This is a genomic window from Novosphingobium sp. TCA1 (assembly GCF_009811895.1).
Lineage (GTDB): Bacteria > Pseudomonadota > Alphaproteobacteria > Sphingomonadales > Sphingomonadaceae > Novosphingobium > Novosphingobium panipatense_A.
Map to the genome: position 1 here is coordinate 84728 of NZ_BLJH01000021.1, position 19246 is coordinate 103973.

The window sequence follows — 19246 nt, forward strand, 5'->3', positions numbered from 1 at the left end:
ACTACTGCGTGGACGCCCAAAGTATCGAACAACGTCGCGGCGTCTGGGATGCGATCAAACCCTATTTCGAGAAGGAATCGCTCGCCTCCTTCGCGCTCGGCCTGTCCTCTGGCTTTCCCTATGCGATGATCGGCGCCACGCTGACCACACGCCTGGCGCAGGACGGGATCGACAAAAAGACCGTCACCGCCTTCACGCTGGCGTTCCTTGTCTACAACCTCAAGGTGTTCTGGGCCTGGATCATCGACGGCGTACGCCTGCCGGTGCTGGGCAACATGGGCCAGCGCGTCTCGTGGATGATGGTCTGCGGCCTCTTCGTGATCGCGGCGGTGCTGAACCTTGCCTTCGTCGATCCCGCCGCCGACATTTCCGCGACCGTGATCGCCGCCGTGCTGGTGGGCGTGGCGGGTGCCAGCTTCGATATCGTGATCGACGCCTATCGCATCGAGACGCTCAAGCCTTACCAACTCGGCACCGGATCGGGCATGAGCCAGTACGGCTGGCGCATCGGTTCGGCGGGGGCGGGCGCACTGGCGCTGGTGATCTCTGCCCGCCACGGCTGGAGCGCCGGCTATGCGGCCTGTGCCTTCTTCGCGCTACCCGCGATGCTCACCGCGATGCTGCTGGGCGAACCGGAGCGCCGCAAGGTCGTGGTCGAGAAGCGCGGCGTGGTGGAAGTGTGGAATTCCATCGCCGGGCCTTTCGCCGAGTTCTTCCGCCGCAACGGTGCGGTGCTCGTGCTGACGTTCATTCTCGTTCACAAGATCGGCGACACGCTGGCCAACCTGACGTTCCGCCTGCTGTTCGACGACCTCAAGTTCTCGAACGACGAAATCGCGCTCTATGACGTCGGTCTCGGTTTCTGGGCCTATCTGATCGGCGTGTTCATCGGCGGCGTGGCTTTCGCGAAGATGGGGCTCAAGCGTTCGGTGCTGATCTCGCTGATTCTGATGGGAGCCTCAAACCTCAGCTTCGCGGCGCTGGCGGCGGCCGGGCACAGCAACTGGGGCATGGCGGGCGCGATCGGTTTCGAGAATATCGCTTCGGGCTATGGCGGCGTTGTCGTGATCGCCTATTTCTCGGCGCTCTGCGACTTGCGCTACACCGCCGCGCAGTATGCGCTGATTTCGGCGGCGGCCAGCGTGGTCGGGCGTCTGCTCACCGGCACCACCGCAGGCGCGCTGATCGAGGCGATGGGTTATGTGAACTTCTACCTGCTGACCACCGTCGCAGCCCTGCCGGGCATCGTGCTGTTCTGGTGGATGTGCCGGACCGGGCTCGTGGATCAGGCGATGGGCACGGCGGCCGAGGACACGGCGGAGCTGGAGGCGGATCAGCCTTCCTGATGCGCTGGCATCACTCCGGTATTTCCCCGTTCGCCTCCAGCACGACGCCGGACAGATAGAGCGATCCGGCGATCAGCACTGGCAGTCCGTCGTCGGGCAGGGCCGCCAGAGCCGCTTCCACGGTCGCTGCGGCAAGGGCCGAGGGCCCGAAGCCTGCCCGGCCATGGCACTCGTGACCGGGCACCGGCACTGCGTGGATGCTGGCGATGCTCTCCGCCAGAGGGGCGGTGAGGGCGCGGGGATCCTTGTTCGCGAGCATGCCGATCACGAGGTGAAGCCGCTGCCCCGCGAAATGGCGGGCGATGGCGAGACCGGCATCGGGATTGTGCCCCCCGTCCAGCCAGACCGCGCGCGCGCCTGCGTGGCGGGTCAGGGGACCTGCCGAAAGGCGCTGGAGGCGGGCAGGCCAATGTGCGGTGCGAATGCCTTCGGCCATGGCCTCGGGAGAGACCGCAACGCGGTCCTGATGGCGCAGGATGGCGACCGCCAGTGCGGCGTTCTCGGCCTGATGGGTGCCGGGCAGGCTGGGCAGCGGCAGGGCGAGTTCGCCGTGGCGGTCGGAATATTCGATCACGTCACCGACAGCCGCGTCCCAGTCGCGCCCGCGCATGTGCAGGGGTGCCCCTGCGGTGAGCGCCGCGCGCTCGATTTCCAGCACGGCGCTCTCGGGATAGGAGAGCGTCACGACCGGCGCAGGTCCGCGCACGATGCCCGCCTTCTCGAAAGCGATGCGGGCCAGCGGATCTTCGGGCGCGCCCTGTTCGGGGCGCAGCAGGAAGGCCTCGTGGTCGATGCCGAGGGTGACGATGCCGCAGGCCGCGGGATGGTCGATCACATTGGTCGCGTCGAGCCTGCCGCCGAGGCCCACTTCGATCACGCAGGCGTCTGCCGGTTCGCGCGCAAAGGCCAGGAAGATCGCCGCCGTCGTCACTTCGAAGAAGCTGGGGCCGAGAGCCTCGCCCGCGTCTAGAACTTCGCGCAGCAGGTCGGCCAGCATCGCGTCGGAGATCAGCTTGCCGCCCAGGCGGATACGCTCGTTGTAGCGCACCAGATGCGGCTTGGTGGCGGAATGGACCTTGAGGCCTTGAGCTTCCAGCATGAAGCGCAAGTATGTGCAGGTTGATCCCTTGCCGTTGGTTCCGGCGACATGGAAAGTCGGCGGCAGGCGCCTGTGGGGATCGCCGAGCCGTTCGAGCAGCGCGTGGATCGTCTCCAGGCCGAGGCGGCCCTGCGGGATCGAGAGCGCGGCAAGGCGGTCAAGCTGGGCCTGAACGCGCGGGTCTTCGGAAGTGGCGAAGTCTTTCATGGCACCGTCTGAAAAAGCACATCGCGGCAAGCCTTGGCGGCTGCCGCGATGTACGGATTGCTGCGTCGTCATGCTTTGCGCAATGACGAAATTTGGGACGAATTTGAAGTCTCAGCGTTCGGCGTGAACCGCCTCGGCCAGCGCTGCGGTCAGCGCGCGCAAATGGTCCGGGGCATTGGTGCCGTGCTGCTTGACCAGATCGACCAGCGCGGAGCCGACGACCACGCCGTCCGCGACCTTGGCGATCTCGCTGGCCTGCTCGGGGGTGCGCACGCCGAAGCCGACGGCGACGGGGATCGAACTGGCCGCCTTGAGCTTCGCCACCGCGTCTTCGATCGAGCCTTGCGCCGCCTGCTGCATCCCGGTCACGCCTGCAACCGATACGTAGTAGAGGAAGCCCGACGACCCTTCGAGCACGGCCGGAAGGCGCGCGGCATCGGTGGTGGGGGTGGCAAGGCGGATCAGCGAGACGTCGTTCGCGCGCAGGGCCGGACCGAGTTCGGCATCTTCCTCGGGCGGGATGTCGACGCAGATCACGCCGTCCACTCCGGCTTTGGCGCATTCGTCTGCGAACCAGTCCGCACCGCGCGCGATCATCGGGTTGGCATAGCCCATCAGCACCAGCGGAACCTGCGGATGACGGGCGCGAAACTCGCTCGCCATGCCGAAAATGTCGGCGGTCCTGGTACCCGCGTCGAGGCTGCGGATGTTCGCTTCCTGGATCGCCGGGCCGTCGGCCATGGGATCGGTGAAGGGCATGCCGAGTTCGATCACGTCGGCGCCGCCTTCGACCAGCGCGTCGAGATTGGCGGCCGTGTCGCCGTCACCCCCGGTGATGAAGCAGACGAGCGCCGGGCCTTTTGCGAATGCGGTTTCGAAGCGGGTCATTGGTTTAAAGCTCCACGCCCAGCGCTTCGGCGACGGTGAAGATGTCCTTGTCGCCGCGGCCCGAGACGTTGACGACGAGGAGCTTGTCCTCGTCCATCTCCGCCGTCAGCTGCGGCAGCGCGGCCAGCGCGTGCGCGCTTTCGAGCGCCGGGATGATGCCTTCCAGTTCGCAGCAGAGCTGGAACGCTTCGAGCGCCTGGGTATCGGTGATCGGCACGTAGTTCACGCGGCCGCTCTCGTGCAGCCAGGAGTGCTCTGGCCCGAGGCCCGGATAGTCGAGACCGGCCGAGATCGAGTGCGCCTCGGTGATCTGGCCGTCCTCGTCCTGCAGCAGGTAGGTCTTGTTGCCGTGCAGGATGCCGGGCTTGCCGCCGGTGAGCGAGGCGGCGTGCTTGTCGGTGTCGATGCCGTGGCCCGCAGCCTCGATGCCGGTCATCTGGACTTCGGCATCGTCGAGGAAGGGGTGGAACAGGCCGATCGCGTTCGATCCGCCGCCCACGGCCGCCACCAGCATGTCGGGCAGGCGGCCTTCCTTCTCCAGCATCTGCTCGCGGGTTTCCTTGCCGATGATCGACTGGAAATCGCGCACCAGTTCCGGGTAGGGGTGCGGGCCGGCGGCAGTGCCGATAATGTAGAAGGTGTCGTGGACGTTCGCGACCCAGTGGCGCAGCGCGTCGTTCATCGAATCCTTCAGCGACTGCGATCCGCTTTCGCAGGAGACGACTTCGGCGCCCAGCAGCTTCATGCGGAACACGTTGGGCTTCTGGCGCTCGATGTCCTTGGCGCCCATGAAGATCTTGCAGGGCAGGCCGAAGCGCGCCGCAACGGTCGCCGTGGCGACGCCGTGCTGGCCCGCGCCGGTTTCGGCGATGATCTTGGTCTTGCCCATGCGGATGGCGAGCAGGATCTGGCCGATGCAATTGTTGATCTTGTGCGCGCCGGTGTGGTTCAGCTCTTCGCGCTTGAAGTAGATCTTCGGGCCTTTTCCGGCGGGAGCCTTGGCGCGGAAATAGTCGGTCATGCGCGGTGCGAAGTAGAGCGGGCTCGGGCGGCCCACGAAGTCCTTCATCAGCGCGTCGAATTCCGCCCAGAACGCGGGATCCTGCTGTGCCTTGCGGTATTCCTTCTCGAGATCGAGGATCAGCGGCATCAGCGTTTCGGCGACGTAGCGCCCGCCGAACTGGCCGAAGTGGCCGGTTTCGTCGGGGAGCGTGCGGAAACTGTTCACGGGCGTCGGTGCGGTCATGATCCGGGCGATTGGCAGAGCACAGCGATCAAGTCCAGCGCCTAACATGCCTTGGGATCGGCAAGTCTGTTTTCAATTGCAAACCTTGCAACAGGCATACCTGCATTGGCAAGATAATGTCTGTAAGTGGCAGTTTCATGACGATTTTGGGCAACTAACAAATTTTCCGTTCATCTGAGCGAAAGGTTTGCAGGAGCAGCGGGGCGGTCCCCGGTGAGGGCCGGGGAACGTACTGGAGTAAATAATATGCGTATTGCACTCGTTTCGCTCGCCGCGGTTGCTGCCGTGGCCGCCGCCACCCCCGCTCTCGCCAACGAAGCGCGCGTCGAAGCCCGCACCGGCATCATCTGGGACGGTAGCGACAGCGAAGCAGTTGCAGGCGTCGCAGTCGGTTACGACTACGACCTGGGCAACAAGTTCTTCGTGGGCGTCGAAGGTTCGGCCGACAAGGTCCTGACCGACAACACCCGCGTTTCGTGGGGCGTCGGCGGCCGCGCCGGCTTCAAGGTCACCCCGACCACCAAGCTCTATGCCAACTCGACCTGGCAGTCGAAGTTCAGCAAGTACGGCAACAGCGCCGTTGCTGTCGGCGGCGGCGTCGAGCAGGCTCTGAACGACCGCTTCTACGGCAAGGTCGAGTACAAGCACCTGCTGGTCGGCGACAACACCCCCGACGCAGACGTTGGTCTGATCGGCGTTGGCGTGAAGTTCTGATCCGTTTTCCGGCCTGACGCAGCTACCGAGTTCGTCAGGCCGGAGCCCGGACAAGGAATCCGCTCCCAGCAGGGAGCGTAAGCCAGGGAAGGGCGGTCTATGAGGGGCCGCCCTTTCTTGTTGTATAGCGCCGCAGAAGCGTCAGGCAGCCTCTCCGGCTGCGGTTACCGCCCGCGCGAAAGCGGCGATGCGATCGAGATCCTTGACGCCGGGCGCGCGCTCCACGCCCGACGAGGTGTCGACCAGCGGCGTTCCGGTCAATCGAACCGCTTCGGCGACGTTCTCGGGCGTCAATCCACCGGCAAGCCCCCAGGCGATCGGCCCCTTCCAGTTCGCCACGAGTTTCCAGTCGAAGCTGAGGCCCATGCCGCCGGGCAGGCTGCCCTTGGGCGTCTTGGCATCGAACAGCACCAGATCGACCGCGCCTGCATAAGTGCCAGCTCTGGCGACGTCCTCCGCCGTGGCGACGGACAGGGCCTTCCACACGGCTATGCCGAACCGCGCACGAAGCTGCGCCGCCCGCTCCGGGCTTTCGCTGCCATGGAGTTGCAGCGCATCGAGGCGCGCGCTCATGACGGCCTGCGCGATCGTCTCGTCATCGGCATCGACGAACAGGCCCACCTTGCCGATACGCCCCTGGGCGCGGTCGGAGAGCGATGCGGCCTGAGCCGGAGTGACGTTGCGGGGGCTTTTCGGAAAGAACACGAACCCGGCATGCGCCGCTCGCGCGCGAATCGCGGCTTCGAGCGCCTCGCCCGTGCTGATCCCGCAGATCTTGATCGCCGCTGTTGGCATGTCGTTTTTCCAGCCTAGATTGCGATCCCGAACACAGGCCCGAGGACCGTCGATGAACCGCCAGATGTTGAACCGAATCGGCCGCCTTCTAGTGCCATTTGCCGCTGCGGCAATGCTGGCGGGCTGCGGCGTGAAGGAGTCCTTCAAGGACGCCGAGGTCGAAGTGGGCAAGTTCCATCAGGCGCTGGACGCTGGAGACTTGCGGGCGATCTGGAAGCAGGCCGATCCGGCCCTGCGGCAGGGAGCGCAGCGGGCCGCACTGGAAAAAGTGCTGGATGCCGTGCATCGCAAGCTTGGCAAGGTGAAGCAGACGAAGCAGGTCGGCTGGAACGCGAATGCCACGACCGAGGGCACTTTCGTCACCCTGACCTATCAGACCACTTTCGAGCGGGGTTCGGGCGCCGAGCAGTTCGTCTACCGCAAGGGCGACGGCGGCAAGATCGCCCTTACCGGTTACAATATCGAATCGCAGGACATGATGCTCAACTAGGCCGGATCGCGCTCCATCATCTCAAGCGCGATCCGGTCCGAGGTCTGGACTATCAGGGCGCCAGTTCGAACTGCACCGTGACGTTGACGTTGGTTTCCAGTTCCCCGGCCGCGACGGGCGGGGCGGAAGCGAGCGAATCCATCGCGGCCTTGGCGCGGTACATGACCGGCGCAGGGGCATAGCCGCCGCTTTCGCTGATCGAGACGATGCGCGCAACGCGCATTCCGGCAGCCCCGGCATAGAGGTCCGCGCGGGCGCGCGCTTCCTTGATCGCGGCCACGCGGGCCTCGTTCTGGGCGGCGTCGGGCTGGGACAGCGAGAAATTCGGGCCGTTGACCTGATTCGCACCCGCCTTGACGAGGGCATCGATCACCTTGCCCATGTCGTCCAGCTTGCGCTGGCGGACGCTGACGGTGTTGGCGGCCTCATAGCCGACGATCTCACGCGGGGCATCGACATAGCTGCCGTCGGGCTGGCGCTTGGGCTGGGCATAGACCGGGTTGACGCTGAGGTTGCTGGTCTGGATGTCCTTGTCGGCCACGCCCGCGCGCTTCAGCGAGGCGATGACTTGGTTCATGCGCGTGGAATTGGCGTTCAGCGCCTCGCTGGCACTGGCCCCTTGCGTGGTGACGCCGGCCGAAAAGCCCGCCATGTCGGGGGTGCGGGTCGAGGACCCTTGCGCGCTCACGGTCAGCAGCGTGTGGCCTGCTGCGATGGCGGGAACCAGTCCGGCGTCCTGCGCCAGGGCGGGCACGGCCACGGCCGAGGCGATCGCGGCAGTGGTAACGGCAAGCAGGTTCAGGGATTTCATGAGGTCGCACTCGCCATTCGGCCATCCATTGGCCGGATCAACGATCTGGAGGGTGGGAGGTTGCCCGGCGCTGAACCGTGCATTTTGCGCCGTGAAAGGTTAAGGGGGTGAGGCAACCGTCGTCCCGGACTTGATCCGGGACCGCTGCCAAATCTTTAGGCGCAAGTTCGCGGGCAAAGGCGCGGCTCGGCCAGCGGTCCCGGATCAAGTCCGGGACGACGTTATTCTTAAGCCTACAGCGTCGCTTCGATCGCGCGGGCGGCGGCGAGCGGGTCTTCGGCGCGGCTGATGGGGCGGCCGATTACCAGCACGCTGGCACCGGCATCGCGGGCCGCGCGCGGGGTCATGATGCGCTTCTGGTCGCCGTTGCCGCCAGTATCGGGGCGCAGGCCGGGGACCACGAAGAAGCCGTCCTTCCACTGCTGATGTACGGCACCGACTTCATGGCCGGAGCAGACGATGCCGTCGAGACCGGCGGAATGGGCCAGGTCGGCAAGGCGCAGTGCCTGTTCGTGCGGCTCGGCATTCACGCCGATGGCATTGAGATCGCCGCCGTCGAGGCTGGTGAGCACGGTGACGGCCACGACCTTGGTGTTCTCTCCGGCTGCCGCCTTGGCGTCTTCCATCATGGCGCGGCCACCGGCCGCATGGATGGTGACGATCGCCGGTTCCAGCACGTGGATGGCCTGCATGGCCCCGGCCACGGTGTTGGGGATGTCGTGCAGCTTCAGGTCGAGGAAGATCGGCAGGCCCAGCTTGTGCAGCTCGTGGACGCCGTGATGGCCGTGCGCGCAGAAGAATTCGAGGCCCAGCTTGATCCCGCCGATATGCCCGGAAACCTTTCGGGCCAGCGCCTCGGCGGCGTCGAGCCGGGGCAGGTCGAGGGCGAGATAGACGGGATTGCTGTTCATGGTCTCAAAGTTCCGGCGAAGGTTCGGGATTGGAAAGGGGTGTCGAAAGCGGCGCTTCGGGCGCGGCGGAAGGCACGCTGTTGGCGCGAAGCGAGTTTTCCAGGCTGGCGATACGGCGCTGAAGCCGCCAGCGCACGGCACGAAGGTAGAGCCAGACCGGCGCCATGCCGAGACCGAAGAAGACGAGCGCAACGACGCCTACCGGCCATTCGAAGTGCACGTAGTTGGCATCGTCGAGCGGCCAGAAGTTCACCGGCACTTTCGTCCAGTTCATGGCGATGAAGGCTACCAGGATCGCCGTGATCGCGATCCACACCACGGTGCGGACAATGTTCATGTACCCTCCGGCAGTTCCTGCACAACGGGCCGTGCAGCAAGACCTCGCAATCGCGTTTGATGCTAAGCGCGATTGCGAGGCATGGGAAGTGTCGGAAAGGGGCTTAGTTCCCGAAAACGCGAGCGAAGATCGTGTCGACCTGCTTGAAGTGGTAATCGAGGTTGAACTTCTCCTCGATCACTTCGACCGGCAGCGCGGCAGTGACTTCCTCGTCGGCCTTGAGCAGTTCGAGCAGCGAGAGCTGGCCGTCCGATTCCCAGACCTTCATCGCATTGCGCTGTACCAGACGGTACGACTGGTCGCGGGTCAGGCCGGCCTGCGTCAGCGCCAGCAGCACGCGCTGCGAGTGGACGAGGCCGCCCATGCGGTCGAGGTTCTTCTGCATGCGCTCGGGGTAGACGAGCAGCTTGTCGACCACGCCGGTCAGGCGGGCGAGCGCGAAATCGAGCGTGATCGTCGCGTCCGGGCCGATGAAGCGTTCGACCGAGGAGTGCGAGATATCGCGCTCATGCCACAGCGCCACGTTCTCCATCGCCGGGGTGACGGACGAGCGGACGACGCGGGCAAGGCCGGTCAGGTTCTCGGTCAGCACCGGGTTGCGCTTGTGCGGCATGGCCGACGAGCCCTTCTGGCCTGGCGAGAAATATTCTTCGGCCTCAAGCACTTCGGTGCGCTGCAGGTGGCGTACTTCGATGGCGAGGCGCTCGATCGAGCTGGCGATCACGCCCAGCACCGCGAAGAACATGGCGTGACGGTCGCGCGGGATCACCTGCGTGGAGACCGGCTCCACTTCCAGGCCCATCTTGTCGGCGACGTACTGTTCCACCGCCGGATCGACATTGGCGAAAGTGCCGACAGCGCCCGAGATCGCACAGGTGGCGACTTCTTCGCGGGCGGCGATCAGGCGCTTCCTGCAGCGCGTAAATTCGGCATAGGCTTCGGCCATCTTCAGGCCGAAAGTCACCGGCTCGGCGTGGATGCCGTGGCTGCGGCCGATGGTCGGGGTGTACTTGTGCTCTTCGGCGCGGCGCTTGATCGCGGCGAGCAGGGCATCAAGGTCTTCCAGCAGGATGTCGGCAGCCTTCACCAGCTGGACGTTCAGCGTGGTATCCAACACGTCGGAGCTGGTCATGCCCTGGTGCATGAAACGCGCTTCGGGGCCAACCTGCTGGGCAACCCAGTCGAGGAAGGCAATGACGTCGTGCTTGGTAACGGCTTCGATGGCGTCGATCGCGGCGACGTCGATTTTCGGGTTCTTGGCCCACCAGTCCCAGAGCGCCTGTCCGGCGCTGGCGGGGACGGTGCCCATTTCGCCCATCTTCACGGCGGCGTGCGCCTCGATTTCGAACCAGATGCGGTAGCGCGCTTCGGGTTCCCAGATCGCGGTCATTGCGGGGCGGGCGTAACGGGGGACCATGTTCGACTCCTTGGTAACCTGACTCGACCGGCTTGATCTGGCCTGTTGGCCCGAGCCGCTACGGCGGGCTTGCGACAAAGGCAAGGGTGCGCAAGGCAGGCAGGCGGAAAGATTCCGCGTGCGGGGGCGTTTGTTCCCGGCGGTTTCGCCCGGTTCCGGCGCCGTGGAGGCTATCGGCGCCGCGCCGGCGTACGATTGCAAAAACCGGAAATCTCGGCATGCCCTGCTGTGAGGTTTCTGGCGAGAGATGTTGAAGATGAAGGCTTTTTCGAAAAGGGAGGAGCCTTTCCGCAGCCGAAGCGCTATGCCTTATCACGCTATCATGCGGCACCTTGTCGATGACGAAAGGACCAGCGATGCGACGCGCGCTCACCATAGTTCTGGCTATTCCGTTGCTGCTCGGCCCTTTAACCGAGCGGGCCTCGGCTCAGGAAACCGGCGTGCCGCACATCAGCGTGCAGGATATCAAGCTGGAGGACTTCGGCTCCAATCTCGAACGCTTTCCCTATCCCTGGAAAGTGGAGAGCATGGACCTGAAGCTCGGGGCCGAAGAAGCGGCCATGGCCTACATGGACGTGCTGCCGGACAAGCCCAACGGGCACGCCGTGGTGCTGCTGCACGGCAAGAATTTCTGCGGCGCCACCTGGGAGGATACCGCCCGCACCCTGCTATCGGCGGGCTATCGCGTGCTGATCCCCGACCAGCTCGGTTTCTGCAAGTCGTCCAAGCCCGCCTCCGCGCAGTACAGTTTCGCGATGATGGCCGATGCCACGCACCGGCTGATGGAGAAGGTCGGCCTGGAGAAGGCGATCGTGCTCGGCCATTCCACCGGCGGCATGCTCGGCCTGCGTTTCGCGCTTATGTTCCCGCAATCGGTTGAAAGGCTGGTGCTGGTCAATCCGCTGGGGCTGGTCGATCGCATGGCTGAGGGTGTGCCTTATATCCCGTTGGAGAAGCTGCTGGCCGCCGAGCGGGTGAAGGGATACGCCGAGATGCGGCAGTATCAGCTCGACACTTACTATCACGGAGACTGGAACCCGCGCTACGATCGCTGGGTGAAGATGCTGGCCGGGCAATATGCGGCGGCGGACCAGGATGCGGCCGAACTGGCGCAGGCCAAGACTTCCGAGATGATCCTGACGCAGCCGGTTTCCTACGAATTCGGCAATCTCAAGGTGCCGGTCACGCTGATGATCGGCATGCGCGACACGACCGTCTTCGGCAAGGGACAGGCTCCTGCCGAACTGCGCGCCAAGCTCAAGCCGATCCCCCAAGTCGCGGTCCAGGCAGCGGCGGCTATGCCCTCGGCGCGGATCATCGAATTTCCCGACTACGGCCATTCGCCGCAGGTCGAGGGCCGGAAGTGTTTGGCGCGAAGCTGCTGGAAACCCTGTCGTCGCCCGCGCCCTGACGACCCCCAAACGCTTCAGCGCCCGAGCGCCAGGGTTCCCGGAATTGGACGGCAGGCGTCCTTGCGCGTTTCCGATGCTTTCCAGCGCAGTTCGTAAGTGACGAGGAAACCGTCGTGATCGGATAACTGCGGGCTGCCGGGGCTGCCGTCGAACAGCGCTTCGACGCGGATCGGGCGGATCTGTACGCGGTCTCCGGGCCAGTAGAACTGGAGATCCTGCGTATCCATCCAGGGCTCGTCGCCGTCCCAGGACATGCGCACGTCGCAGCCGGACGCCGGGGTGGCGCAGATGCGGTGAACCAGATCGAGCGATTGATAGCGCGAGAAGTTGCCCCAGCGCTCTTCCGAATGGCGCATGTTGAAATCGCCCCCGAACACGACCGGCGTGGCGTCGTCATGGGTGCGGTCGATGAACTCGGACGCCTCCAGCGCCTGTCGTTCATGCGCGGCAAGGTTGCGCGCGGCCGGGGCGCCCGAGGCGCCGCGCGAGTTCATATGGGTGTCGTAGATGTCGATCAGCGAGGGCACGCCCGGAACGTCGAGCCGGGCGAGCGCGATGCCCTTGTTGGACAGGCAGTCGAAACCCGCGCAGGACTTGCGGCCATAGGCGCGGCGGGCGGTGTCGACGATGGCATAGCGCGAGGCGATGGCCAGGCCGCTGCCGTAGACATGGACGCCGATCTCGCCGCGTTTCAGGCTGGAGTTTCCGGGCAGCTTGTCTTTGGTCGATCCGCGTGCGCGGGTGGTTCGCCTGGGGCCGGAATCGATGGCGGGATAGCCGCTGGAGAGGACCGCGCGCTTGGCGGCATCGCTGAACATCTCCTGGAACAGCACGACATCGGGCGCCGTACCTGCCGCGCGCATGGCGGCAAGGTGCTTGCCGATCTGCTCCAGCGAGGGCGCGCGGCCGCTGCGGGCGGGCCAGGAAAGGCCCTCTATGTTGAAGGTCAGCACCGAAAGCGTCGTTGCCGCCATTCCTCCGTCGGGAGATAGGGTGACTTTCGGGGGCAGCGTGGCGCTGCATGCCACTTCCGCGGAGGGCGGCGCCATGGTGTTGCACCCGCTTGCAAGCAGGACAGCACCCAAAGCGGACATGCGCAGGCGTAACGCGCCTCTGACTGTCATCTACCCTCGCTTCCCTGCCTCAGGATCACTTGCCATGGTGGCCATGGACCTTGCGAAGGATAGGCCTCGCGCGCTGGTAAGTCGATGATCCCGAAGGATGGTTCAATTCAGGGGCTGTTGAAGTGCAGGGGCCAGTCGAAATCGATGCGGATCTCGCCGGAGATCGAACCGTCCGGGTGGAAACTGCGCTCCGCGATCAGGCCGGTGCCGTCGCGGCGAACGGCGATGACCGTACTGCAACGGGTGCCGTAGAGCGGATCGCGGATGAATACCGGGGCAAAGCGGGCTTCCGGGCCACTTTCGCCAGCAGGCAGGGCAGGCGCGGCTCCAGGCGTTTCCGATCTCAAGGCGTCGAGCAGGGAGGCCGGTTCGCCGTCGGACTCGTACAGCCAAGCTGAAACGGCGGCCTCGACCTGCCGGGTCTTGGGCCAGGGCAGATCGAAGCCGCCATTGGAAAGGCCGTGGATCCCGGCGGCAAGCGGACGCGATTCACACTGCGGGTGATTGGTAAGGAACCGGGCGTTACCGGCGGACACTTCGATGAGGTTGAACGGGTTCATCGTGTCGATCGGCTCGGGCTCTCGGCCAAGCAGCAGATCGGTGACGAGTTTCCCGCGCGAGGGGCGGCCGGGAACCGAACCCTCGGGCGTGCGGTAATTGGTGACGAGCACCATGCGCGCGGCCTGGGTGACGCCCAGCCAGGTGCCGCCGCCCAGCAGGTCGCGCCCGGCGATCACGCCGCTGCCGTCCTGCCAGAAGGCCAGCGGCGCGGTGGGGCGGGCGTGGAACTCGTCGCGATTGCCCGCGACCACGAGCGGCCAGTGGGCGTGAGCCTGCCAGGCGACGGCGGCGACGCACATCGTCAGATCAGCCCTTTCGCGCGAAGGCTGACATGGCCTTCGCGCCCGATGATGACGTGATCGTGGACCGAGATGCCCAGCAGCCTTCCCGCTTCGGCGATGCGGTTGGTGATCTCGATGTCGGCGCGGCTGGGCTGCGGCGAACCGGAGGGATGGTTGTGGACGAGGATCAGGGCGGTGGCCCCGATGTCGAGCGCGCGGCGAATCACCTCGCGCGGGTGGATCGCGGCCTCGTCGATCGATCCGTCGCCCACCAGATCGTCCAGGATCAGCATGTTCTTGGAATTCGCATAAAAAGAGGTTATGCAAACTCTCCGACTTGGACCTTCAAGTCGCAGTTTTCTGCGCTTTTCACCCACGCAATTTGCGCGTGAGCTGTGTCCAATCCGTTTGGTAGGCCATCCATTGCGGACGGTCAGGTTTGTCTGGGGTAGGGCGTATCTGGGTGGGCCTGCGGCCACAGACCTGACAGCGCAAGTGGAGATGCGCGATGCTAGTTGTCGTGTTCCAACCACGGCATAGGTAATATCGGCAGACCTTCGCTGCGTCGAGAACGCCTTTATGGTCGCAGTTAGAGCAGATAACCAGCAGGTTGGCGTCACGTCGCGCGAACTCCGTTAGGTCTTTGAGGCTGATGTTGGCGCCCATCCATCAGAACATGCTTAGCTGGTCAGGATCAGGGACGTCCGGATAGCCGGTCAATCGTTCCACGATGGTGTTAGCAAGCTCTGTGGCTGCTTTGGCGCGCATACGCTCATCCGGCATCGTGAGGCCCACACGCGCCCACGCTGGGGCGTTCAACAGAGCCTCTGAAAGCAATGCCGGATCGGCTGGGAGGTGGAGGGAATCGGTCATGAGCCAATTGTAGAACGAATGGTGAACAAATGGCAACGGGGATTGCCCCCCCCCCAATCACGTCAAAGCGTCGCGCCTAATCGCTCCATTACCTCACCTGCCGTTTCCGGCTGCGTGCCCCAATCGAACAGTCCGTCATGCGTCACGACAGGCGCAACGATCTGGACCGCCGCCGCAGGACCACCAGCTTCAAATCTCCTTGGGTCCATGGACTGATATAGCTTCTCTGTTTCTTTGATCTTGTGGCGCGGCGAGATGATCGCTCCCGCCAGAGCGGCGACGCTACAATCCTTGTCTACGTGGACGAGGTGAGTTGCGGCCATGTTCCCCTCCGCTGCACGATACTGCCCGAGTTCTTCGCTCAGGACGCTCGTAAGCCTCGCATACTGATCCTTGTTGATGCTCTCGGTCAGGGGGAAGATGATGGTGATTGTCTTCTCACCCTTACGGCTCAGGCTGTCCATGAGAAGATGCGCGTAGCCGAGTTCGGTGGCTCTGATGTGAAGGTCACTGGCTACCTGAGCCAAGTCCTTACCCCTGTATTCTAGGACTGCGGCGGTGGCCGCTATCCAGTTCTCTTTGGTGTTGTTCGATCCTTTGCCCTTCCATTCACTGAACGACCAAGCGGCAGGTTCGTTAGTGAAAGTAGACATATGCTTGAGTAGGCCGAGCAGGTGCGCTTCGATGTCCCAATGCCTGTTCTCTTCGTCCGGCATGAAGACGCCTTTATAGGTGTCCTCGTTGGAGTAGGATCGTGGGTTCACGTTGAAGCGCGTGAGCGTGATTGTCATTAGAATTTCTCCCTTTTGAACGGACAAGAGTTTTCCGTCTTGTCACTCTGTAATTATCGGCTTTGGGAGATTAGGGGCTCAAACGGGCTCAAACGGCCTGACATGACAATTTGATAGATAGGAGATGACAAACTCATCTCGTGCCGGTCTTGGCCTTGTTAAGACATTCGAAGGCTGCGAACTCAACGCCTACCTTTGCCCTGCTGGCGTTTGGACGATTGGCTGGGGCCGCACCACCAATGTAAAGCGCGGAGACACCTGCACCCAGGCCCAGGCTGATGCTTGGCTAGTCGCGGAATACGACGCGTTTGAGGCGAAGGTGCGTTCGCTTGTTAAGGTGCCTCTTACCACCAATCAGCTGGGGGCTCTCGTGTCGTTCGCTTACAACGTGGGCGTGGGTGCGCTGGGCTCCTCCACGCTCCTGCGATTGCTCAACGCAGGGGATTACGCTGGTGCCGCTGCACAGTTTGGTCGCTGGAACAAAGCTGCTGGCAGGGTGCTCGCAGGGCTTACAAAGAGGCGTGCCGCTGAAGCTGCGCTGTTCGTGAGGTCCTGATGGCCGGGTTCCGAAATTCCTTCGAAGCGCGCTGCGCTAGGGGCTACTCACTTCATCGCGAAGCAGGGTCCAAAGCGGTAGCCTCTGGCAGTCCTTACCATGTTTGGAACGGCACGATCTGAACTCAAGATCGTGCCATCCTATTCGGTCGCTCACTCAAGAACGCTATCGATCAGCGCATAAGCCTGCTCAGGTGGAACAGCGTGTTCATTCTTTTCATGGCTGGGGAAGATGCCTCGGGCCGCATTCTCCGCGATCATCAAGCCTCGTTCCAAAGCGCGATGCGTCAGCGTGCGTAGGTTTTCTCGATCTTCTGCGCTCTCGTTTTCGCCAACACGAGCACTGTAGGTTGAACTGATCTCGGCAATCGCGCCCACTTCATGTAGCTTCGCCTCAGGAATTTGCGACCTGACCACAAGGCATTTCATATATCCAAATAGGCTGTTGAGGTCTTTCTTTCCCTCTTTTACTGGGTATTTTGCAGCTGGTCTCGGCTTTTCTTTCACATCATCTTCATATGCTGAGAGTAGAAAGCCGACGTGGTCTAGTATCTGGCTTTTCGTCAACCCAAGCGGTATCGACATAATCGCGGTAGTAGGCTTTCCCTGCTGGCTCCATCTACCCTCAATAAACTCGCTTACCCTGTTAGCCACTACGTTCAGGGGATCGGCGTATTCCTCCGACAGAACGCCGATGGGAAATACAGTGAGCCTGACACCTTCGTTGCCAAGGAATTCGAGGCCGCGCTCCTTCCACCACGTTTCAAATTCGATTCCCCGCACGTCACCAAGATCATCAAACACGGCGAGGACTGCCTCAAAATCGGATGGTAATCGATCTTGTTCGCTCAATTCCCCGGCGCGGTGACGCCGGGCGAGTTCGTAGCTGGGACTTACTTTCAGAAACTCGAACCACATGATCTGGAAGGCAAGGTCGTTCGCTTCCGTCCAGCGATCCTCGGTCTGATACAGTCGGCTCTTTTTCGCAGTTTTTTCGGTCATCGGGTTAACTCGTTGCGTCCGGAACGATCTTGTCAATCACGCCTCAGGCGAACCTCCGACTACCAATTCTTCATCAGGAAGCAACGACGCTTCGCTGAAAAAGGAAAGGTAGAAATACATGACTGACAATATCGTAGCAGCTTCTGAACCTGCGACCACCGAGGGCACGGACGCTACCGAGAATACCGTTGTCGAACTCACCACAACCGCTCTTGATGAGCAGGCGAAGATCGCAAGTGCCGCCGTCAAGATGTTCGACTTGGAAGGCAAGGCAGCCGATCTCCGCGCCCGCGTAACTTATCGGGTCTGGCTGTATCTTCACACTCACGGCGCGAACAACGTAGATGCTCATGGGAAGGCAAATGGCTACTCATCGACTTCGACCAAGTATCCGCGCCACGTCGCCGTCCAGTTTGTGCTTGGCTTGAACATCTTCGATAACACGACTGATGCGGTCCAGAAGGAACGCACCAACAAGGTCCGTCCGTTCCTGCTCTGTGAAGCCTACATGGACCGCGTTGACGATCAGCACGACTTCGTGGCGATGGGCGAAGACAAGTTCATCGAGTTCTACAAATCGGTAGGTCAGCAGTCGGGGATGGAGAAGCTGTTGAAGCAGCTTCAACGTCCAGACGAGGTTGAAGCCGAGGGTGATCCGCAGGCCGACAGAGTGATCGATGAGGCGCTGGAAAGTGCGGCGGTGCAGACGATCAAGAGCAATGCCCTTTCCGGTGTAGCGATGGGCAAGCCCATGATGTGCATCGTTCGTCACGATGGCGACAACATCGTGTTCCTGCCGCTGCCCAATGCTGCGCCATCTGTGATTGCTGACATGGCCGCGTATCGTTCAGATGGCATGGAGGCTGTCTCTGATACTGCGCTGTTCTGGCATCAGGTTGCCACGGTTGCCCCGGCAATCATTCCTGACATCGAGACGAGCAACGAACCCGTTGAGCCGCTTGCGGACGACGACCAGCCCAACGCCTCTACCCCGATGCTTCCGGCCTATGCAGTATATCTGCTTGATGGACGCACCTTCTCGGTCGCCAATGCGCGCATGGACGACACCCGTGTCCTGACCATCGAGCCGCATAAGGAAGTCGATACCTTGGCGAGCGCAGGCGTTCCGCGCTTTATGGACAAGCGGACGCGGAACACCATGTTCGAGCGGCTTGCGAAGCCCACCGTCTGCGCGGGTTACGGCGAGGAAGGTCGCATCACGTCCAAAAGCAACGACGGTCGCCTGCGTGTTCAACTGCACCACAAGACCCGCGCTCTGAATGGACAGCTTGCTTTTCCGAAGCTGACGGAGTTCGGCACGAACTGGACCCATCGCGTCAGCGCCGATTTCAAAGCATCGGCGGTTGCTTCGCTCGACCGGGTAGCAGTCGGCAAGCTGGACAAAGAGTTCATGACTGTGCTCGCCAAGAAGCGCCGTCAGGACAAGGAAGTCACTGTGACGATCCGCAATGGCAAAATCGGCTTCAAGCACGACAAAGGCCAGACGGTCATCTTCGACTGCGAGACGACCGGCGACGTGGAGGCGCGTGTCATGGCAAGTGATCTCCTGACCTGCTTGCCCTCTCTGGCGCCCGTGGATGCTGATGGCGGCTTGTCGGTCGAGGTCGATGAGAACGGCATGTTGGTGCTGTCGGTGTGCAGCAAGGTCGCGACGTTCCGTGCCCACATCCAGACGCTCGAAAGCGGACGCGACACCCGCAACCGCAAGCTGCTCAAGCGAGTGAAGGCCGAACCGAAGGCCGACAACACTCAAGCGGATGCCGTCACCGAAAGCCTGGCCGCCTGATCCTCACGCCCCGCGATAGGCGCAGCCGTCGCGGGGCCACCCCGGAGAAATCACATGACCATCGACTATCGGGCGCGCCAGCAAGGCCGCGCCGTTTATCTCATCGCGGGCCAGACGCGCTCGCACACCATGCCCCTCAAGCCTGCCGCAAACGTTCGTGGTGGCATCCTCCCAACCGGCATATCGTCGCCGGCTGATCTGGATTTCCTAGATCCCGCAAACCCGTTCTTCGTCACCGATCGCGCGCTGTTCTCCTACGGCCAGTTCATCGGATCTTCGACGCCGGAAGGGATTTTCCGCCGTCGCCCCGGCGTGACGATCCTTGGCGACAGCGGCGGCTACCAGCTTATCGGCAATGCCTCGCTCTGGCAGAGCAACGCTACTCGGGCGAATGCTCTGGCGTGGCTTGAAGCGAATACCGATGAGGCCATGACGCTCGACATTCCGACGCGGGCCATCGGCAACAATCCCTTGTTCCCTGACTTCAACGCCTGTCTCGGCACCACCTTGGCGAACAATCGTAAGCGCGCATTTCGTAGCACGCCGTTTCCGGATGCGGTGCGGCCATCATAGTTGACG

Annotated in this window: 20 protein-coding genes and 1 pseudogene; 7 read left to right on the plus strand and 14 right to left on the minus strand. The window is 63.1% G+C overall.

All coding sequences use genetic code 11. The features are described 5' to 3' along the window. Positions 1-8: 8 nt before the first annotated feature. Positions 9-1346 carry an MFS transporter gene (locus tag NTCA1_RS20640; RefSeq protein WP_159831670.1) on the plus strand — a complete coding sequence of 446 codons (1338 nt, stop codon included), beginning with the start codon at positions 9-11 and terminating at the stop codon, positions 1344-1346. 10 nt (positions 1347-1356) lie between these two features. Here NTCA1_RS20640 and NTCA1_RS20645 read toward each other — a convergent pair whose 3' ends face one another. From NTCA1_RS20645 to trpB, 3 genes are all read right to left on the minus strand, one after another. After that, complete coding sequence (locus NTCA1_RS20645) at positions 1357-2652, minus strand: folylpolyglutamate synthase/dihydrofolate synthase family protein (protein ID WP_159831671.1); 1296 nt, start codon at positions 2650-2652, stop codon at positions 1357-1359. A 111-nt stretch (positions 2653-2763) separates the two neighbouring features. After that, positions 2764-3540 carry a tryptophan synthase subunit alpha gene (gene trpA, locus NTCA1_RS20650; protein WP_159831672.1) on the minus strand — a complete coding sequence of 259 codons (777 nt, stop codon included), beginning with the start codon at positions 3538-3540 and terminating at the stop codon, positions 2764-2766. A gap of 4 nt (positions 3541-3544) precedes the next feature. Continuing rightward, the gene (gene trpB, locus NTCA1_RS20655) at positions 3545-4786 is read right to left on the minus strand and encodes a tryptophan synthase subunit beta (RefSeq protein WP_159831673.1); all 1242 of its coding nucleotides are present in this window, start codon (positions 4784-4786) and stop codon (positions 3545-3547) included. 246 nt (positions 4787-5032) lie between these two features. On the opposite strand from trpB, the gene NTCA1_RS20660 reads away from it, so the two are divergent. Beyond that, positions 5033-5500, plus strand: a complete 468-nt coding sequence (locus NTCA1_RS20660; RefSeq protein WP_159831674.1) for an outer membrane protein — start codon at positions 5033-5035, stop codon at positions 5498-5500. Positions 5501-5641: 141 nt separating this feature from the next. Here NTCA1_RS20660 and NTCA1_RS20665 read toward each other — a convergent pair whose 3' ends face one another. Further along, positions 5642-6295, minus strand: a complete 654-nt coding sequence (locus tag NTCA1_RS20665) for a phosphoribosylanthranilate isomerase (protein ID WP_086493438.1) — start codon at positions 6293-6295, stop codon at positions 5642-5644. Positions 6296-6359: 64 nt separating this feature from the next. On the opposite strand from NTCA1_RS20665, the gene NTCA1_RS20670 reads away from it, so the two are divergent. Next, positions 6360-6785 (plus strand): DUF4019 domain-containing protein, encoded by a 426-nt coding sequence (locus tag NTCA1_RS20670; protein WP_236549490.1) that lies wholly within the window; start codon positions 6360-6362, stop codon positions 6783-6785. Positions 6786-6837: 52 nt separating this feature from the next. Here NTCA1_RS20670 and NTCA1_RS20675 read toward each other — a convergent pair whose 3' ends face one another. The 4 genes from NTCA1_RS20675 to purB all read right to left on the minus strand — a co-directional run bounded on the left by NTCA1_RS20675 (position 6838) and on the right by purB (position 10261). Continuing rightward, on the minus strand, positions 6838-7596 hold the full coding sequence (locus NTCA1_RS20675; RefSeq protein ID WP_133084361.1) for an SIMPL domain-containing protein: 759 nt from the start codon (positions 7594-7596) through the stop codon (positions 6838-6840). Positions 7597-7829: 233 nt separating this feature from the next. After that, entirely contained in the window at positions 7830-8507 is a 678-nt protein-coding gene (gene pyrF / locus NTCA1_RS20680) for an orotidine-5'-phosphate decarboxylase (protein ID WP_086493435.1), read from the minus strand. A gap of 4 nt (positions 8508-8511) precedes the next feature. Beyond that, the gene (locus NTCA1_RS20685; protein ID WP_086493434.1) at positions 8512-8844 is read right to left on the minus strand and encodes a LapA family protein; all 333 of its coding nucleotides are present in this window, start codon (positions 8842-8844) and stop codon (positions 8512-8514) included. A 103-nt stretch (positions 8845-8947) separates the two neighbouring features. Next, on the minus strand, positions 8948-10261 hold the full coding sequence (gene purB, locus NTCA1_RS20690; RefSeq protein ID WP_159831675.1) for an adenylosuccinate lyase: 1314 nt from the start codon (positions 10259-10261) through the stop codon (positions 8948-8950). A 440-nt stretch (positions 10262-10701) separates the two neighbouring features. Here purB and NTCA1_RS20695 point away from each other — a divergent pair, with 440 nt between their 5' ends. Continuing rightward, positions 10702-11769 carry an alpha/beta fold hydrolase gene (locus NTCA1_RS20695; RefSeq protein ID WP_159831676.1) on the plus strand — a complete coding sequence of 356 codons (1068 nt, stop codon included), beginning with the start codon at positions 10702-10704 and terminating at the stop codon, positions 11767-11769. Here NTCA1_RS20695 and NTCA1_RS20700 read toward each other — a convergent pair. From NTCA1_RS20700 to NTCA1_RS20715, 5 genes and pseudogenes are all read right to left on the minus strand, one after another. Then, positions 11688-12722 (minus strand): endonuclease/exonuclease/phosphatase family protein, encoded by a 1035-nt coding sequence (locus NTCA1_RS20700; protein WP_236549491.1) that lies wholly within the window; start codon positions 12720-12722, stop codon positions 11688-11690. The two genes, NTCA1_RS20695 and NTCA1_RS20700, sit on opposite strands and share 82 nt — an antisense overlap. 182 nt (positions 12723-12904) lie before the next feature. Continuing rightward, complete coding sequence (locus NTCA1_RS20705) at positions 12905-13657, minus strand: NRDE family protein (RefSeq protein WP_159831677.1); 753 nt, start codon at positions 13655-13657, stop codon at positions 12905-12907. Positions 13658-13659: 2 nt separating this feature from the next. After that, a pseudogene (locus NTCA1_RS20710) lies at positions 13660-13950 on the minus strand (RadC family protein); the annotation flags it as partial. Positions 13951-14308: 358 nt separating this feature from the next. Further along, positions 14309-14512 (minus strand): DUF6771 family protein, encoded by a 204-nt coding sequence (locus NTCA1_RS29085; protein WP_306439310.1) that lies wholly within the window; start codon positions 14510-14512, stop codon positions 14309-14311. A 62-nt stretch (positions 14513-14574) separates the two neighbouring features. Next, positions 14575-15303, minus strand: coding sequence for a hypothetical protein (locus NTCA1_RS20715; RefSeq protein WP_159831678.1), 729 nt, complete (start codon positions 15301-15303; stop codon positions 14575-14577). 124 nt (positions 15304-15427) lie between these two features. Here NTCA1_RS20715 and NTCA1_RS20720 point away from each other — a divergent pair, with 124 nt between their 5' ends. Further along, positions 15428-15859 (plus strand): lysozyme, encoded by a 432-nt coding sequence (locus NTCA1_RS20720; RefSeq protein ID WP_159831679.1) that lies wholly within the window; start codon positions 15428-15430, stop codon positions 15857-15859. A gap of 152 nt (positions 15860-16011) precedes the next feature. Here NTCA1_RS20720 and NTCA1_RS20725 read toward each other — a convergent pair whose 3' ends face one another. Further along, on the minus strand, positions 16012-16860 hold the full coding sequence (locus tag NTCA1_RS20725; protein ID WP_159831680.1) for a hypothetical protein: 849 nt from the start codon (positions 16858-16860) through the stop codon (positions 16012-16014). A gap of 118 nt (positions 16861-16978) precedes the next feature. Between NTCA1_RS20725 and NTCA1_RS20730 the strand changes: the two genes are divergently transcribed. Together NTCA1_RS20730 and NTCA1_RS20735 are read left to right on the plus strand one after the other, a co-directional pair. Further along, complete coding sequence (locus NTCA1_RS20730) at positions 16979-18667, plus strand: hypothetical protein (protein WP_159831681.1); 1689 nt, start codon at positions 16979-16981, stop codon at positions 18665-18667. A 54-nt stretch (positions 18668-18721) separates the two neighbouring features. Then, on the plus strand, positions 18722-19240 hold the full coding sequence (locus tag NTCA1_RS20735) for a hypothetical protein (RefSeq protein ID WP_159831682.1): 519 nt from the start codon (positions 18722-18724) through the stop codon (positions 19238-19240). The last annotated feature ends 6 nt before the right edge of the window (positions 19241-19246 follow it).

Bases quoted from the DNA above. Each gene is read 5' to 3' on its own strand.
- NTCA1_RS20645 (WP_159831671.1), bottom strand. From the start codon at position 2,652: ATGAAAGACTTCGCCACTTCCGAAGACCCGCGCGTTCAGGCCCAGCTT.
- trpA (WP_159831672.1), bottom strand. From the start codon at position 3,540: ATGACCCGCTTCGAAACCGCATTCGCAAAAGGCCCGGCGCTCGTCTGC.
- trpB (WP_159831673.1), bottom strand. From the start codon at position 4,786: ATGACCGCACCGACGCCCGTGAACAGTTTCCGCACGCTCCCCGACGAA.
- NTCA1_RS20660 (WP_159831674.1), top strand. From the start codon at position 5,033: ATGCGTATTGCACTCGTTTCGCTCGCCGCGGTTGCTGCCGTGGCCGCC.
- NTCA1_RS20665 (WP_086493438.1), bottom strand. From the start codon at position 6,295: ATGCCAACAGCGGCGATCAAGATCTGCGGGATCAGCACGGGCGAGGCG.
- NTCA1_RS20670 (WP_236549490.1), top strand. From the start codon at position 6,360: ATGTTGAACCGAATCGGCCGCCTTCTAGTGCCATTTGCCGCTGCGGCA.
- NTCA1_RS20675 (WP_133084361.1), bottom strand. From the start codon at position 7,596: ATGAAATCCCTGAACCTGCTTGCCGTTACCACTGCCGCGATCGCCTCG.
- pyrF (WP_086493435.1), bottom strand. From the start codon at position 8,507: ATGAACAGCAATCCCGTCTATCTCGCCCTCGACCTGCCCCGGCTCGAC.
- NTCA1_RS20685 (WP_086493434.1), bottom strand. From the start codon at position 8,844: ATGAACATTGTCCGCACCGTGGTGTGGATCGCGATCACGGCGATCCTG.
- purB (WP_159831675.1), bottom strand. From the start codon at position 10,261: ATGGTCCCCCGTTACGCCCGCCCCGCAATGACCGCGATCTGGGAACCC.
- NTCA1_RS20700 (WP_236549491.1), bottom strand. From the start codon at position 12,722: ATGGCGCCGCCCTCCGCGGAAGTGGCATGCAGCGCCACGCTGCCCCCG.
- NTCA1_RS20705 (WP_159831677.1), bottom strand. From the start codon at position 13,657: ATGTGCGTCGCCGCCGTCGCCTGGCAGGCTCACGCCCACTGGCCGCTC.
- NTCA1_RS29085 (WP_306439310.1), bottom strand. From the start codon at position 14,512: ATGACCGATTCCCTCCACCTCCCAGCCGATCCGGCATTGCTTTCAGAG.
- NTCA1_RS20715 (WP_159831678.1), bottom strand. From the start codon at position 15,303: ATGACAATCACGCTCACGCGCTTCAACGTGAACCCACGATCCTACTCC.
- NTCA1_RS20720 (WP_159831679.1), top strand. From the start codon at position 15,428: ATGACAAACTCATCTCGTGCCGGTCTTGGCCTTGTTAAGACATTCGAA.
- NTCA1_RS20725 (WP_159831680.1), bottom strand. From the start codon at position 16,860: ATGACCGAAAAAACTGCGAAAAAGAGCCGACTGTATCAGACCGAGGAT.
- NTCA1_RS20730 (WP_159831681.1), top strand. From the start codon at position 16,979: ATGACTGACAATATCGTAGCAGCTTCTGAACCTGCGACCACCGAGGGC.
- NTCA1_RS20735 (WP_159831682.1), top strand. From the start codon at position 18,722: ATGACCATCGACTATCGGGCGCGCCAGCAAGGCCGCGCCGTTTATCTC.